Source organism: Pseudomonas sp. EU05-FHT14B02, from assembly GCF_058791055.1.
Genome location: NZ_JBYTDD010000042.1, coordinates 25,597 through 40,914 on the forward strand (window position 1 = coordinate 25,597; position 15,318 = coordinate 40,914).

Below are 15,318 nucleotides of genomic sequence, written 5' to 3' on the forward strand. Positions count from 1 at the left end.
ATTCCGGCGAGATCTGGCGCGATCGCAGTATCAGCGCCTGCGAACCAACGAGCCGCGAGGAATCCGTAGTGAAAACCCATGATTCGAATGAGCACGCTCAAAGCGAGCCGATTTCTGGTGAGATTTATCACGTCACGCCAACCCGTCATCTCGAGTCCATATTTCGTGATGGCTTACGGCCGCAGATTGGGCCTCGCTCCGCGCTACTCGGTGAGGCCAAGGAAATGGTCTATTTCTTCGGGTCGATGCTGGCAGTAGAGGACGCACTCAGTAACTGGCTTGGTGAAGCGCTCGATGACGAGCCTGGAGCGATTTCCGTTCTTGCCGTCGATCGCTCAGGTTTACACCTCGTTTCAGATGGTAGGTACGAGCTTGCGTGTCCTCACCTCATTCGGCCGGAGAACATTTCTCTCGCTTTTCAGGATGATGTGCCGGCGGATGAAAGGAACGGCCCGGTGACCGGGGGGGCACCTCATGAGCAAACTAACCCCTAAGTTCGTCAAGGATGTCGACCAGCCCGGCTCCTACCAGGACGGAAGGGGGTTGATTCTTCGTGTATCAGCTACCCTGCGGAAGAGCTGGGTCTTTCGCTATATGCTTGCGAAGCAACGGCACGATCTTGCCCTGGGTACGTTTCCTGCCTTGAGCCTCAGAGACGCACGACTGGAGGCTGACAAGTACCGACTCGATATCGCACGCGGCGTTGATCCAGCCGCTGAACGCGCGAAGGCCAAAGCTGCCAAAGCATCGCGAGCCACAACGAGCCACACATTTCGGGCGTCGGCAGAAAGGTACATACGCACGCATTCCTCGAGCTGGTCCAAGAAGCATCACCAGCAATGGCAGAATTCCCTCACGAAGCATGTCTACCCTGTCATAGGCGGATTTCGGATAGCCGAGGTCGACACGGACGATATCCTGGATGTGCTGACGCCGATCTGGAGCAAGATCCCGGTTACTGCGAACCGCATCCGGAATCGCATTGAGCTCGTGCTCGATGCAGCCAAGGCACTGAAGCTTCGGCAAGGCGAAAACCCCGCACGGTGGCGCGGTCACCTCGACAAGCTCTTGCCCAAGCAATCGCATACGGTAGTCCCCTTCCCGTCTCCGACACCTTCACGAACGGCCGAGCTGCTGGCCAGGCTCGACTCGCTGGATGGTGCAGCAGCTCGTGCTGTTGAGTTCGCAATTCTGACAGCAACACGTAACCAGGAGGTGAGTGGGGCCCAGTGGGCAGAAATAGATTGGGAGGAGAAAATCTGGTTGATCCCGGCAGGACGCATGAAAGCGGGCAAGGCTCACCGGGTACCACTTACGGACCAAATGATCGAGGTGCTACGGCAGCAGGTCGGAAAGCATGCCAAATGGATATTTCTCAACTCCTGGCGCACAGGCCCGATTCCCGGCAACGCAATGGCAAGGGTGCTCGATCAGCTCAAGGTCGATGGAGTGGTACCGCATGGGTTCAGATCTACTTTTCGGACGTGGGCCGCGGAAGAAACCGATCACCAGCGAGAGGTTTGCGAGATGGCTCTCGCACACACCCTCAACAGTAAGGTCGAAGCAGCATATAACCGAGGTGACTTGCTGGATAAACGTCGCGCTCTGATGGAGGATTGGGGTAGATTTCTTGCCGCCAATGCTCCCCAGGTGAGGGGTAAAGTGTCGGAAGTTTCGGAGATGCCCCCTAATCCGGGGTCTGACCCGGCCAAGGTCCAGCCGGCTGCCTGATGGAGGAGATGATGGGCGCTCTGCTAGGAGCGCCCGAGTAACAGCCAGCTTATTCGCTGGCTTGGCCGAAGGTGGTGCCTCGAATATTGTTTGCCTCGTCGCAGATCCGAGCTACCTCCAGTAGTGCCTTCAGCGCTCTATCCTCCGTCTCCCTCGTGGCAAAGGCAATCATGAACCCATGCAGCAGGCCGGCGAGCATTGCCCCACTGTCAGCAACGTTTCGGTTCCCTGCAACGGCGGAGAATTGCTCCAGGAGGGCAGCAGGTGCCTTCAGAAGAAATTCCTGGCCGAGGGATTTTCCGATACTTGCTGCATGAACACACTGGTGAGCCAAAGCTTCTTCAGGCGACATCGGTGTACCGTCATAATGCTCGAATGACGCCTTTACATGGTTGCGACCGTGCATGCCGGCAGCGATGCTTTCAGCTCCCTGACGGATCTTCTCAACTGCAATACTGGCTATGCTGAAGTCTGTTTGCGCTTCATCCATAACCGCGGCCAACAGGCGCTCATCGACGTTTTCAGTGCTTTCCATCTGATCCTCCGTTGATAGTTATTTACCTCCATTTCAAGTTCTCATTCAATTGGAAAAACCCAAATTCCCGTGGGCAAATCGAGCTCATAAAAAAGGCCGGGATCACCGGCCTTCTATTCTGGAAGCTCAGCGCAAGCGCCGGCTCACTGGGTTCGCCATGTCTCGACTACATCAGCTCCATGCTGTTGCTTCCATTCCTTGAGCGTCTTCTGGTTGCCGCCCTTGGTCTCAACGATCTCACCCGTGTTGGGGTTCCGATAGATCTTGACTGCTCGTTGGGCACGAGGTTTGCCAGGCTGATGGGAAACCTGCTTGCGATAGTCCGGGTCAAGAATCGCGATGATGTCACGCAGGTTCTTGCCATACTCAGACATCAAGGATCGTAGCTTTTCCTCGAACTCCATCTCCTTCAAAAGGGCTTCATTTCCGCTCAGCTTCTCCAGTCGGTCCTGAAGCTCCTTGATGGCTTCCTCTGTGGCTCGGTACTCGGTGATGAGGGACATCTTGTCTCCTTGGTTTTGGTTTCATGGCCTGAGCCGTGACGAGATGCGCCAGGCTTGCTAGAGCTGCTGGTTAAATCATGCCTGCCGTTGCAAGGAATGCATAGCCTGCAAGGAATCCGGCGGAAGGCCAGAAGGCATAAAACTGAATGTTGGCGAAGAGTTTCTTGTTCATGTCGTCCAGGAGGGCTAACCCTCCTCCTCCAAGCGGTTGATTTCGGCAATTACGCCCTGCATGTTTTCGATCGCAATTTCGGCGGCTTTCCGGGCCTTGCCGAACAGTGATTCCTTTCCTTCAAGCAGGGAGTCGAGGCGGTTGTTCTCGCGCCGGAGCTGCTTAGCAATGGCATCAAAGTCTTCACCCTCAGGGGGTTTCTTGCCCTGGAGCTTGAGTTCCATGGCTTCGGACTGCTTCAGCATCAGATCGCGAACAACGGTACGCTGAGTCGCGCTTTGTTCGTCGAACCCATTGATGCTTTCGAAAACCTTCACGGCCGCTTTCGCACTGGACAAGGCTTTGGTGCCTACTTCGGACTTCCCTGCCTTGGTTTGAGTGGCTGCCTTCTCAGTATTCACGCCAGATGCACCATTGCTGCTCGAGGGAGCATCGTCACCTCCCGCCTGGCCGCCGGCGGCCTCGGCTGTCTCCTCTTCGGTGCAACCTTTAGCCATCTGCTGAGAAATACTCGCCGCCCCATCTGGAGCGTCGTTCGTAGCACCTGAATCATCAGCGGAAGAATTGGACGCGGAGCCACCCTCGCCACCGAAGAGGTTCGGGCCAAAATCCATTACGGTGTCTTCCTGAGGTGTTTGCATGTGGGGTACTCCTTTTCTGTTCGGGCTTTAACCTATGAAATCACCCTTCCAAAAAATCCCAACCCTCACGTCTCCTCAGCGTATCTGGCCTGCATTTTTGCCTTCACCCGATTCTCCAGCCTCTTTGCTACGTCCACAACAAACGCAAGGAACTGAAGATCGAGGCCTTCCTCAACCTCATTCATGATGTCGTCGGCAACGCCCTCAGCTTCTCGACCGAACTGCATTCCTGCATCAGCCATTTCGAACAGTAGCTGAGCCGCTGGCTTTCTCTCCGAGGTATAGAAAATGTCCGACTCTTGCTCGATCGCGGCTATTTGGTTAGCCGGCACTTCGTGTGCTGAATCAGCATCTTCATCATCGTCAAGCGGCACCGGCGGTGGCAGGTCACTGCTTTTTTCTGGGGGCGGAAGTGACTTATTGGACAACGTAGGTTTCGCTCTGCCCTCCTCTCTCATGTCCTTCGCGGCCTTACGTATTGCCTTAGGCCCGCGGCTACACAACTCTTGCTGAGCCTCTTTTTCGAGCTTAGCCACCTGTTCCGCTGCGGATACGCTCACTTCACCAGATTTGACAGCATCCAACAGCTCTTGGGTGCCGTCCCGGACAACCTTGCAGGCAGAAGACACAGAGCGTGGGCTGATACCCAGGACTTTGGCTGCCTCCTCAATAGCCATCTTTGCGGCTTCCAACTCCTGCCCGGCTGCCTTCTCCAGGTCAACAGTGATAGCGCTGCACCCACGCAGCGAGGACAACTCGGCAGCGATCAAAGCCCGTTGTGCCACGGTGAGCTGCCGGCGATAGAGGTTCAGAGAGAGGACGTAACCCAGCGCATCATCTCCAGTGTATTCCTCTGTTTGGGGTTCGATCAGCAGATCCTTGCAAACGCGATATCGGTTACGCCCATCAAGGATCTTGCCTTCATGGAGAACGATCGGGGCACGCTGTCCGTTGGTATCGATATCTTCAAGCAGGGCTTGGTAGTCATCACCGATAATTAGCGGAAATAGCTGAGCGTAGTCGTGAAACTCCAAATCATAGCTTTGCATAAGCAGCTTCTCGCTCCAGGTTTTATCAAGGAACGATATGTCAAACACATAAATAAATGACGCCTTTTCAGGTCGCTTTTGCGTCTGAATTTGCGGCCACCTTGTTGGCCCGGCGTCGACATTCGCGCAAAAAAAACCCTGCCGTTTAAGCAGGGGTTGTGATCTACAGAAGCCAGTAAAACAAATCTAAATCAATATTAAATCTTCTCTTGAAGTTGGCTTATTAATTCCTCGAGAGCTTCCTGATCTGGTTTTGTGTCAACGAATCTAAGCGACTTGTCTGAAAGGACTTCCATGACACCCCATTTCAATTCATGTAAATCCTGGCCCGGCTCTGGTGGCGTCTCCCAGTAGGGAAAGCTTCTGACTACATGAGGCGGCATCTTTGTGATCATGGCTGAATCTCGGTATTTTCTGTCAAGGCAAAGGCTGCATGCTAATCAGTGTATAAATATACAGTCCTGCATCACTACACAAAAACGGCGTCAAAGGTTCGTCATCTTTTCAGCTCGTAAACTGGTTGCAGGACGGCAACACCTATAAAAAGTTGTCTCACAGCACAGCATAAGCTAGGGCCATGTCTACAGCAAACATTAGGCCATCACAGACCATTTAAGGCGTGATAAGTTTCATTAATTTGATGTTTTTTGAGCTTTTCTGAGCGCCGCTAAGCCGACCCGTTCCTACAGAAGGAAAGCGAACTGGCGGTGGTAAAAGCATAGGTTATCGCGGAGATCTATGTAGATCATTTCCCGTCCGGAGTATGGGATGGCCCGTGGATAGCCAACCTTTGAGCTTCTGAGCTAAGCCCATGGCGCTCGCCCTACTCTCCGCGCGCGCTCAAGCAACCAGGGAAGCGAATGAGCTTGTGCGCGTCCTGAATATCGACTCCGATCGGATCGAGCTCGGATCTAGGCATCGGCCACGGTTCATTCGCACTCACTCACCGACACCTTCGGCCTGAGCCAGCCTTGCCTGCGCACCTCTGCCATCGCCGCTTCCAGCTCAGGAATCGAGGAGATGTCGCAAGACACCGTTGGTTTTTTTCCTTTGCGGTCTGTCGGCAACTGCAATATGACCTGTTCAGGATCGCTCAGGGAGACCTTGAATTTTATGCTCGGGAGTCCGCTAAAGATGATGCTGGTCTTCGTTAGGTTCAGCTCAGCTGAAGCCTGCCGCACCTCACCTTCGTGCTCATACGCCAGCGAGATACGGTGTTTGGTTGAATTGCTCATAGATAACCCCTGGCGCTTGGTCTGCGCAAATTTGCGTGACGCTTAGTGCTTTGTTTTGAGCCCGCGCCTCGCCTCGGATGAACCGATCTTCGCTGCTCAACATGTGAATCCGCGCTGGGGCCGAACACTTCAGCCAGTGCTCTGAAATCACAGAAAACAGCTCGATACGGCTCAGGCCGAGCAAATGCTCAGGCTCAATTTTTGACAGCTGTGCGAGCGTGGTGAATCGTGTCTGCGGTTGCACCCTGAGCTCTGGTTGCGCGACTGCGGTTGCCATATATCCCTATCTCGAAGTCTGAAAACCATATTCTGTCATGGCATTTCGCCTTCGTGTTCGCGTTTTCTAACCAGTTTCGCGTCTGAAATAATTCATTACGACACTACTGATAATCATTCGCTTGTAATCAGGGAGCGATCAATGGTCTTCAAGAAAGCCTCAAATTGTTCCGCCAGCCGCTTCGCATCTACCGTTTTCTCGCATCGAAACTCGACTTTTTTCCCATCTACACGAACCTTGCCTATCCCACTGATTTCTTTATCGGTGAACTTGCCCGGCGTCTTCTGCTGATCACGCGAGGCAAGCTCCTTCGCTAACCATCGTAGGGCATGCTCCTGCGTCCATTGATGATCGCGCATAGAGGTAACTGCTTGCAGAAGCAGCGCCGGCTCGGTACGACTGAATTCAATGAAGTCCTTTGCCCATTTCCCGCCGATAAGCCCCGGATTCGTGTCGAGTATTGCTCGCACTTCCTCTGGCAGATCCATTAGGAGAAGACACCTGCTAACTATCGAATGGTTGACCCCTACCCTGCGCGCGAGAGCACGAATCGAGCTTTCCTCCCCTGCTCGCATGATCGCGGCATAAGAACGGCCGCGCTCATACTCGGTCAGAGCTTCCTGTCCCTCGTTGTCGGTTAGGGCCAGAATCTTCGCCATTGCATCCGTAACGGAGCGTACATAGGCGGTCACGGTTTCCCTGCCCAGCAGCTTGTGAGCACGCCAACGGCGCTCGCCGCCGATCAACTCATAAACTCCATCCCCGACAGGGCGGACCGTCAACGGCTTTACCAGTCCAACAGAGGCGATCGAGTTCGCTAGATCCTCAATAGCTGCTTCGCTGAAGGTCAAACGAGGTTGAAACGGAGATACCCGAATCGAATCGACCTTCACCTCAGCAAGAACGCCGCTATCACTTGCGGCAACAGCCTCATCATTATGACCTGGTGCTGGAGCTAACACTGCGGCCGGACTTGGCGCACTGACCTCCTGTTCTGCCCGTTGTGCGGCGAGCATGTCTGCAACGGAGACCCTGAGATTAGGCTCAGCAATTTCCGCGGGTGGGCGAACTCCAGTGACCCATTGAGGGGGGGTCTTTTTTTGACCTGGGTAATCCTCCGACTTGGCCATATTTCCTCCGAAACCTAGTGGTGGTGCTCCGAGCACCACTCAATTCTCAAGATTTAAGTGGTGCTCCGAGCACCATTATTTTCTGATTTTCGCTGGTGGTGCTCCGAGCACCACTCAAATCTAACGACCCTGGTGCTCCGAGCACCACCTCAATCACTGCGCGGCCAGATCGCGTATTCGTTTCAGCGCTTCACCAAACACGCTGCGCATCGAGTCAATCGTTTTGGAAGACGCACCTTTCCAGACAAGCAGGGGAACGCCTTGATCAAGTGCTTTTCCGTAATCCTCGGAGTAATAGAGTTTTTCCTCTGATACCCGACCAGGGAAAAGATCATTCAGGACAACCAGGTTACTGAGGATGCGTTTGCGGTTGCGGATGAACATCGTAGGAATAGCGAGCACTCCTGGAGAGCGGCGATACGCTTTCGCAAATCGGACCATCCAGTCGTTAAGCCGCATCAGAGCCCGGAACGAAAATTTGTCCATCCGCACGGGGCAGAGCACAAAGTCGCTGGCAACGATAGAGTTCTTGGTGAGCCTGGAGGCGGTAGGCGCGTTGTCGAACAGAATCACATCATAAGAGGAGATATCGACACCTGGGATTTCTCCGCTACGCGCCCGCTCAAGCCACCCGGCGTACCAGAAGTCCATATTGTTTTCGGCATCGAGTGCCACGGCCAGGTCTTCCAGATATGCATCGGCAGGAATCAGGTGTGGCCCGTTCTCACCGAATGGCTTCTTGACGACTTCCTCGAAAGTCATCGGATCAAAGCATCTCACCCGGAGATCGGGACTCAGGAGGCTGCCAAAATGGCCGGCGACATAGCGATCGGCTGGTATTCCCATCGCCTCGAGATCTGATAGTGCGAGATCTGGATCGTAGCCAAACACGCTGGACGAATCGCCCTGAGGATCGTTATCAACGCAAAGCACCCTCAGACCTGCAAGCTGAAGGAATACAGCAAAGTTGACTGAGGTTGTCGTCTTTCCGGTACCGCCTTTCTGCACGAACGTTGAGATAACAATCTGCCGAGGCAGTCCCTTTGCGTAGCCTTTCGCTCGGCGAAGCGCAGCGATGTCAAAAATATCGCGAAGCGTATAAGCCCTTGAGGTGACAGTACCTCGCGGAACCCGGCGAATCTCGATGCCGTTTTCGTCTTCAATATCTTTGAGGCGACGGGTGGTAAGGCCGAAGCAGTCGGCCGCGAACTGGGGGGGATAGAGGAGGGCGTCGAAGTCGGTGTAGTTGACCGTTTCTTCTTCAAACTGCTCGCTTGACTGCTGCATGACAATCCCTGCATTTGCTGAATACAGGGGGATGATAATACGTAACGCCATATTTTCAAGGCTAAATCATGGTACGGGCCTTTTTTCCGCTGCTTATCCCGAACTGATGGCTAGGTATCCTGCCGATCAGTTCGGGTTTATGGCTGTTTTTTATGGTTTGAAGCGAACTGGTTTTTGTATGGAAAGAGGAGGGCTGTTCTGTGATTTAGTTAGGCGTACTGTTTTTGAGCTTGGGTGCGTGCGCGTTTGAAGTCGGCGCTGATGTAATTGACTGTGAATTGGGTATCCAGGGGATGCGATTCGACAACCACCTCGGTGGAGCCAGACAAGAATGTCACGTTCTCAAAGCCAAGGCTGGATTCATCAGTGCTGATTTGCAGCTGGCTCTTCAAGCCATTCAGCACCTCCTCCAGGTGGAGCTTGTCAGCTTTTACCGTAGCGACATCCAGGACCCCTTCAGCGTTGAAGGCCAGCTGAATGTCAGTGACACCCTCGAGGTTGACCTCCCACTCTGAAAGGTTAAGTACCGGCCCGCCGGTGTAGGAAGTACCAATCTTGTCGATGATGGTGTAGTGCTGCTGGACGTCTACGATCGTCGTAACGCCTACAGCTAGGCTTACCGGCTCCGGCGCTATAGCAGCCATGCTGAGCAGATAAGCTGCGACGCCCGCGAAAGCGGCAGTATTCATTGGGTTCCTCCAGGTCGTGTTCGGTTGGGATCATTTTCTCCTCGCCGACCTGGTGGGTGTGCTGCTTTCGAACCGAATTGTCGTCGGAAAAACGGCCCTCGGATTCTGAGTCTGCTTTTGGCTTTGGATTTGGCCTTTGCTTCTCAACCTTCAGAAAATCAGCTTTCCAGTTTTAAAAGCCTTTTAATTGTTTTTCTCTTGTTGTTCTCTTGTTTTTAGAAGGCTGGAGCCCTTGTGCCACGGGGCCTCCAGAGGACTATCGACTACAAATTACGGCATTGCGACTACAGATTCCGGCTTTGCGACTATGGATTACGGCTGATGCGACTACAGATTCCGGCTGTGACGACTACAGATTCCGGCCGTTATCCACAGGCTAGATGAAGGCCCTGGGCTGCGTCTAACGACTACAGATTCCGGCTGTTGGGTTGTGCACGTAGCACGAGTTTGAGTTTTTATGGCTCGATTTCAAGCCATTTTGTGCTCTGAATTTGCCAGCCTGGCCTTTGCCTACAGCAAAAACTCTGTAAGTCCTTGTTTTTAAATGATATTTATATTTATTCGCCGTTTCTTTGACGTTTCTCGATGTTTTGCCCCACTCCTGCGTGGAATCGCCAATAAATAGTCTTTCCTGTCCTCACCTGAGCCTATCGACTACAGATTACGGCTGCGATAGCAGCCATTTGCTCGATACGACTACAGATTACGGCTATGCCTGGACGGCCATTGCCCGTAGCAGTGCCACCCAATTCTTTGCTATCGACTACAGATTACGGCTGCGGATCGAAGGTGCCGCGCACCATCGACTACAGATTACGGCTGTTGTACGGGGTGGACGGAAGCCTATCGACTACAAATTACGGCTGCTATCTATCGACTACAGATTCATGCGACGCCGAGCCAAGTGAACAGGTGGTGATCTGCGGGGCCCGTGGTTACTGGGGTCGAGAGATTAAAAAAATCCTGGGTATCGACTACAGGGGAAACTCTCTGTAGGGTTTCGTTACTAATCGTAGGGCCAGTTATGTCCAATTTACCCAAACCTACCAAGCCGGAACCTAAGCCGCTCCGGGTCACGAAATCCAATACGCTGATTACCGCATCGTACCGGCTGACTCTCAACGAGCAGCGATTGATCCTCGCGGCTATTAGCAAGCTCGATCCAAGAAGGCCCATGCCGAAAAAGGTGTCAGTGTCGGCCGTGGACTATTCGGATATCTACGGCGTCCAGCTCAGGCATGCCTATGAGCAGATGAAAGTGGCAGCTGATGAGCTATACGAGCGCGATATCAAGACCTTTGACGGGTCTGGAATGGAGCGAAAGCGGTGGGTTGATCGGGCCAAATATCTGGATGGTGAAGGTCGCGTTGAATTGTCGTTCACCATCCATGTCATGCCCTATCTCACGATGCTGTACAGCAAAGTGACCAGCTATGATCTACGGCGCGTTGCCTGCCTGGACTCAAGCCATTCGTTCCGGCTATTCGAGATGCTGATGCAGTTTCGGAAGACTGGATGGGCCTACATCGAGGTTGAAGCCTTGCGGGTCGCCCTTGGCTTGTCGGATGCCTATCAACGATTCAACAACCTTCGCCAGAGAGTCATAGATCCGGCAGTTGAGGAGCTGAAGACTAAGAGCAACCTGGATGTCAGCTACGAGTTGAGGAGGGAAGGGCGGAAGGTGATCGCAATCAAGTTCACCTTCTGTGACCTCGCACAGCTCCCGCTTAATCTGGAACTTGACCCTGAAGATCTTCCCCCGCTTCCTGAGTATGACCCTGCCGAAGAAAGCGAATGGCTGATCACGAAGCCTTTGGGTGAGTTGGCTGAAGCACAAGAAGCCGGTCTGCTGTTCGCTGTTTCGGCAGAGGAAGGAGAGCAACCAGATTAGCTTGCGTCGTCATCTGACGACCGTTTGTGCCTTTTTGAGCAGTGTCGCCGGTGCCGTTTTTTTCCGCCTAGGTATTCGAATCGTCATTTGCCGTCCTTTTGGTGCCACTTCCACAAAAAACCCGCCTTTAATGGCGGGTTTTTCTTGGCCTGGTCTGGGGCGCGCAGTGCTCAGTAATTAGGCACAAGCGTGAAGAGGCTTCGCCGCCATTGGCATACATCCTCGCCTGATGCTCGGCCTGCATTTTTTAGCGCGTCGAAGACGCTCAGGGCAAATGACATTGCAGCCTGGTCGTCTTCGTGGAGGTCGACAATCACCACCGGAAACTGGTCGCCGTCATCAGCATCAGGTGTTGCTATGGCGACTGTCTGAATCCCCCAGGTGATGCCGTCATCGTAAGGTTCTACAACAAATCGCTTTAGCCGGCGAATCATGCCGTCACGAATCATCTGAATCAGATCGGTGCATACCGGCTCCGATTGGCGCTGCTGGAAAAGTTGGATGGCTGTCATAAGCTACGGCTCCCTTGATCTGCATTCATCCTGCCAGCAGTCCCGTAAATCCCAAACGGAATTCCCCTGGCTTTGTTCGGCATCGGATTGGCGGCAAACCCTAGCATTCTTTTTTCCCTTGGTTGGGCGTGCCATTCCCCGCGGGTGGTTGCGGAAGATCAACAAGGGAGGGAGTGGCTACGCAAAATGCTGTTTGCATGCCAGAAACATCACCGTCCCAACACTCGCATTCGGCATCCCAAGCTTCTCGATCAAAGTGGAAAATTGTCCCAAGATCAACAGCCCCATCCAGGGTGGCGTATGCCCCGCTCAAAGTTCCGTTGATCAGCACCGCGTAGCAATCGTCGCCGATTTGCAATGCTTTCCCTGGATTGGCTTCAAGAAGACGCTGATAGGAAGCAAGGGTCTCGTCGTAAGTCATGGTTGCTGCTCTGATTCCGGGTGTGAGAAGACATTGCCACCTCTCCAGGAATACCCAAATCCTGTAGATGGCAGAGCTAGCAGCCCCCGCTTGGGTTTGTGCGTGGCTATGCAACCATGGAGGCATATCAGAACGGAGATCCAAGGGATGAACTTCACCCACGAACAGGGGCCTGCGATTAACTCGTTGGCCCGTATCGTCAAGCTTGTGGCTTTTGCTGGAACTGGGAAGACCACCACGCTTGTTGGCTATGCCAAGGCTCGGCCTCAATGCCGTCTGCTCTACCTCTGCTACAACAAAAGCGTCGAGATTGCTGCCAAGCAAAAGTTTCCGCCGAACGTGACGTGCAAAACAGCCCACGGCTTGGCTTATGCGTCGATCGGATCGAAGTACAGACACAAGCTCACGAGCAACCTGCGCCTGACCGACATCGCAAGAATTATCGGCTCACAGAACTGGGAATTGGTGCGCAGCGTGCAAGAGACGCTGAACAATTATTTGGCCAGCGCGGATGACGACATCGAGCTATGTCACTGCCCCGTCAACAAGCTCAAAACGGAGCGAATGAAGCGCGCCGCCGGCAGCATCGTAGAGGGAGCCAGGCAGCTTTGGTTGCAAATGTGCGACATCCAAAACGAGGCTGCGAATATCACTCACGACGGCTATCTCAAGCTTTGGGCACTCTCGAAACCAAATCTGCGGGATCGTTACGATATTGCGCTTGGAGACGAGGCGCAGGACATCAATCCAGTGATTGCTGGTGTGCTTGCGCAGCAGGCGGCATACGGAATGGGCGTAGTCGTTTGTGGTGATGGCCATCAGATGCTGTACCGCTTCAGGGGGGCCGTAGATGCTCTCAATGCAACCTGGCTCGACAAAGCGGAAGTCCACTACCTCACTCAGTCGTTTCGGTTCGGGTCTGCCGTTGCGCACGTCGCCAACATGGTTCTCGCGTTCAAGGGTGAATCCCGCCAACTGGCTGGGCTTGGCGGCGAGACTCGTGTTTCCAAGGCACTACCTGCTGACCTTGAACATCGCACCGTACTCTGCCGGACGGTGGTTGGAGTGATCGAGACGGCGCTGGCCAATGTAGAGACTGGTGCAAAGATCTACTGGGTTGGGGGGATCGAGGGTTACAACCTCCAGGATCTTGAAGACCTACATGCGCTATCGAAGGGGTGGCGTGACCGAGTGAAGGGGAAAAAACTCCTCCAGGAATATCCCGATTACGATCTCTACAAGCAGATTGCCGATGAAAGCCAAGACCCTGAGATGAACCGCTCGATCAAGATCATCGAGCAGTACAGCGCGGATCTCCCGGAGTTGTTTGCCAAGCTGCGGCGCAATGCGGTCACTGATGAGCTTGAAGCCACCATCACCCTCAGCACCGCACATCGTTCGAAGGGCTTGGAGTGGGATGCGGTGCAACTGGCTGAGGATTTCACCTTCGATCCATTCAATCCAGAGAACGAAAAGGAACCATGGATTGATGAGATGAACCTCCTCTACGTCGCGTGTACCCGCGCCATGCGAGTTCTTGCTGTCAACTCGACGATGTTGGAGATCATGAAAGAGTTCGTCGACCGGCGTGACGGCCGCAAGCCAAATACCCCGATGGTTTTCAGGAAGAAACAGGTGGCTGCCGCGTAGTGCTCCTCGAGCATGCTTCGACTTTTGAAAATCACCCACTGATCACAGGAGATATTTTCATGCCCATTTCCAGCGACCAGGCAGCTTTGCTTCAGCAGCTGCGGAATCAAGGCTATGTAGTCTTGCTCGTTGAGCCGAGCGAAACTGAACACATCAGTCGAGAAAGGTTGGAGAGCCGTTTGCGGGCCGATGCAGCGGATCACATTGAGGATCTGTTGTCCCTTGAGGCAGTCCAAATTCGTTGAGCTGACACGTAGCAAAAAAAGCCCGTTTCGAACGGGTTTTTTTATGAGCGGATTTTGGGATACTCGATAATACCACCCCTTCAATCGCGAGATCGCTTTTCGCACCCTCGGCGTCGCACCTGGTTAACATGGTGCGGAGGGGGAGGAGGGCATACGGTATAGCCGTAGTGAAGGGGTGGTATTATGAGGAATCCTAGATGACTGACGCAATTGTCTCCGCTTACGAGCGCTTGGTCGAAACCGTTGGGGCTTTCAATGAGAAGTGGCCCGCATTGGTTGTCGGCGGGATGATATGGCGCATCCCGCTCCTCACTGAACAGAGGACGCCATCTCGAATCCACGTCCAGGTACTGACAGGAACTGACGCGATCAAGGCCGCTGTAGAGGCGTTACGCGAGTTTGAGCGCGATCTCGGCCAGGCTCCAGGAACCGTGCTGCGTTTGCCGGGGTACTTTATCCTCTCCGGATCGATACTCGATGAGGGCAGGGCGGTGAACCGCTGCAAGAGCGAGCTGGTGGATGCGATCGAGGCTGAGCGAGTGTTTCGCAACGTTGCCGTCAGCCGCCGTTCTCACATCATGCGCCAGGCCCTGGGGAAAAATTTCTCTCTCAACCAGCTGAAGCGCGCAATCCAGGTTTTTGATGCTGCCCCAAGACAGATCACATTCACCTGGGCCGGTCACACCTCAGGTAAAGAGCGTGTCACTGTTGCCCACGTCCGTGAGGTGCTGCTCGCCGAGGCCCATGAAAAATCTATGGCCACCGGCGAGCCGGTGGTGAATAGCCCCCAGTGGATCGATCTGCGCAGCATCGCGAACATGGCTGAAACCGATATGTTGGATGTGCCGAAGCCCATCGCTCCGCATCCGCGGGCCATGCTGTGGTTTTCCGAGCGCAGCCGGTATGACGCAATGCTGCATGCCAACCTTCCATTCTTCGTACTCGATGGGCAACCCGCTGCAAGGATCGTTGGCCTCAAGAACTTCGATAGAGACTCGCGATCAGCAAAACGGCCAGACGTAAAGCAACGGTTGCCGGCACTCCCTGGGGGGCGCTTTTTCGTAGCCTCATCCACTGCGGACCCAGTTGCTCAGGAGCCCGGCGCGCCAGAGACACCCGAGGTGCTATCGACGTACCGAGAGTCAGTAAAAAACATCTCAGACCGATAGATTACCCTTCAAAATCAACAGCTTAGACTTCGCATAATAAGGATTATGTTCAATGATTAGCACCCTAATAATTATGGTGCTAAGATTATCTCTTCATGCTCTGATGTGACGCCTGATGAAAAAGTAGAAAATGACTGATTAAAAAAAATACCAAGATATCAGTGAGATGCAGCATTCTCCG

At 53.8% G+C, this 15,318-nt stretch carries 16 protein-coding genes; 6 read left to right on the plus strand and 10 right to left on the minus strand.

Features of this window, described 5'->3' with window-relative positions:
• Window positions 1-68 precede the first annotated feature (68 nt).
• Window positions 69-494 carry a hypothetical protein gene (locus AC3WTM_RS27925; RefSeq protein ID WP_023049073.1) on the plus strand — a complete coding sequence of 142 codons (426 nt, stop codon included), beginning with the start codon at window positions 69-71 and terminating at the stop codon, window positions 492-494.
• The gene (locus AC3WTM_RS27930; RefSeq protein WP_023049072.1) at window positions 475-1,731 is read left to right on the plus strand and encodes a tyrosine-type recombinase/integrase; all 1,257 of its coding nucleotides are present in this window, start codon (window positions 475-477) and stop codon (window positions 1,729-1,731) included. Before AC3WTM_RS27925 ends, AC3WTM_RS27930 begins: the two co-directional genes overlap by 20 nt.
• Before the next feature lie 49 nt (window positions 1,732-1,780).
• Here AC3WTM_RS27930 and AC3WTM_RS27935 read toward each other — a convergent pair whose 3' ends face one another.
• The 8 genes from AC3WTM_RS27935 to AC3WTM_RS27970 form a co-directional block, all read right to left on the minus strand.
• A complete protein-coding gene (locus AC3WTM_RS27935; RefSeq protein ID WP_023049071.1) occupies window positions 1,781-2,266 on the minus strand; it encodes a hypothetical protein in 486 nt (161 codons plus the stop codon).
• Window positions 2,267-2,409: 143 nt separating this feature from the next.
• A complete protein-coding gene (locus AC3WTM_RS27940) occupies window positions 2,410-2,769 on the minus strand; it encodes a histone-like nucleoid-structuring protein, MvaT/MvaU family (RefSeq protein WP_023049070.1) in 360 nt (119 codons plus the stop codon).
• A 186-nt stretch (window positions 2,770-2,955) separates the two neighbouring features.
• The gene (locus AC3WTM_RS27945; RefSeq protein ID WP_023049068.1) at window positions 2,956-3,582 is read right to left on the minus strand and encodes a hypothetical protein; all 627 of its coding nucleotides are present in this window, start codon (window positions 3,580-3,582) and stop codon (window positions 2,956-2,958) included.
• Window positions 3,583-3,647: 65 nt separating this feature from the next.
• Window positions 3,648-4,631 (minus strand): ParB/RepB/Spo0J family partition protein, encoded by a 984-nt coding sequence (locus tag AC3WTM_RS27950; protein WP_031312472.1) that lies wholly within the window; start codon window positions 4,629-4,631, stop codon window positions 3,648-3,650.
• A 929-nt stretch (window positions 4,632-5,560) separates the two neighbouring features.
• A complete protein-coding gene (locus AC3WTM_RS27955; protein WP_023049065.1) occupies window positions 5,561-5,866 on the minus strand; it encodes a hypothetical protein in 306 nt (101 codons plus the stop codon).
• Between the two features lie 390 nt (window positions 5,867-6,256).
• Window positions 6,257-7,273, minus strand: a complete 1,017-nt coding sequence (locus tag AC3WTM_RS27960) for a ParB/RepB/Spo0J family partition protein (RefSeq protein ID WP_031312470.1) — start codon at window positions 7,271-7,273, stop codon at window positions 6,257-6,259.
• A 153-nt stretch (window positions 7,274-7,426) separates the two neighbouring features.
• Entirely contained in the window at window positions 7,427-8,560 is a 1,134-nt protein-coding gene (locus tag AC3WTM_RS27965; RefSeq protein ID WP_033962545.1) for a ParA family protein, read from the minus strand.
• Window positions 8,561-8,769: 209 nt separating this feature from the next.
• Window positions 8,770-9,249 (minus strand): hypothetical protein, encoded by a 480-nt coding sequence (locus AC3WTM_RS27970; RefSeq protein WP_023049062.1) that lies wholly within the window; start codon window positions 9,247-9,249, stop codon window positions 8,770-8,772.
• A gap of 1,024 nt (window positions 9,250-10,273) precedes the next feature.
• Here AC3WTM_RS27970 and AC3WTM_RS27975 point away from each other — a divergent pair.
• Entirely contained in the window at window positions 10,274-11,140 is an 867-nt protein-coding gene (locus tag AC3WTM_RS27975) for a replication initiation protein (protein WP_011154372.1), read from the plus strand.
• 170 nt (window positions 11,141-11,310) lie between these two features.
• Here AC3WTM_RS27975 and AC3WTM_RS27980 read toward each other — a convergent pair whose 3' ends face one another.
• On the minus strand, window positions 11,311-11,652 hold the full coding sequence (locus tag AC3WTM_RS27980; protein WP_016502326.1) for a hypothetical protein: 342 nt from the start codon (window positions 11,650-11,652) through the stop codon (window positions 11,311-11,313).
• A gap of 100 nt (window positions 11,653-11,752) precedes the next feature.
• Window positions 11,753-12,073, minus strand: coding sequence for a hypothetical protein (locus AC3WTM_RS27985; RefSeq protein WP_102685584.1), 321 nt, complete (start codon window positions 12,071-12,073; stop codon window positions 11,753-11,755).
• A 147-nt stretch (window positions 12,074-12,220) separates the two neighbouring features.
• Here AC3WTM_RS27985 and AC3WTM_RS27990 point away from each other — a divergent pair, with 147 nt between their 5' ends.
• The 3 genes from AC3WTM_RS27990 (at window position 12,221) to AC3WTM_RS28000 (ending at window position 15,137) form a co-directional block, all read left to right on the plus strand.
• A complete protein-coding gene (locus AC3WTM_RS27990; protein ID WP_033050535.1) occupies window positions 12,221-13,723 on the plus strand; it encodes a 3'-5' exonuclease in 1,503 nt (500 codons plus the stop codon).
• Window positions 13,724-13,782: 59 nt separating this feature from the next.
• Window positions 13,783-13,968, plus strand: a complete 186-nt coding sequence (locus AC3WTM_RS27995) for a hypothetical protein (RefSeq protein ID WP_043094363.1) — start codon at window positions 13,783-13,785, stop codon at window positions 13,966-13,968.
• 197 nt (window positions 13,969-14,165) lie between these two features.
• Window positions 14,166-15,137: a DNA replication terminus site-binding protein gene (locus AC3WTM_RS28000; protein ID WP_102685583.1), complete on the plus strand. Its 972-nt coding sequence runs from the start codon at window positions 14,166-14,168 to the stop codon at window positions 15,135-15,137.
• Window positions 15,138-15,318: the final 181 nt, after the last annotated feature.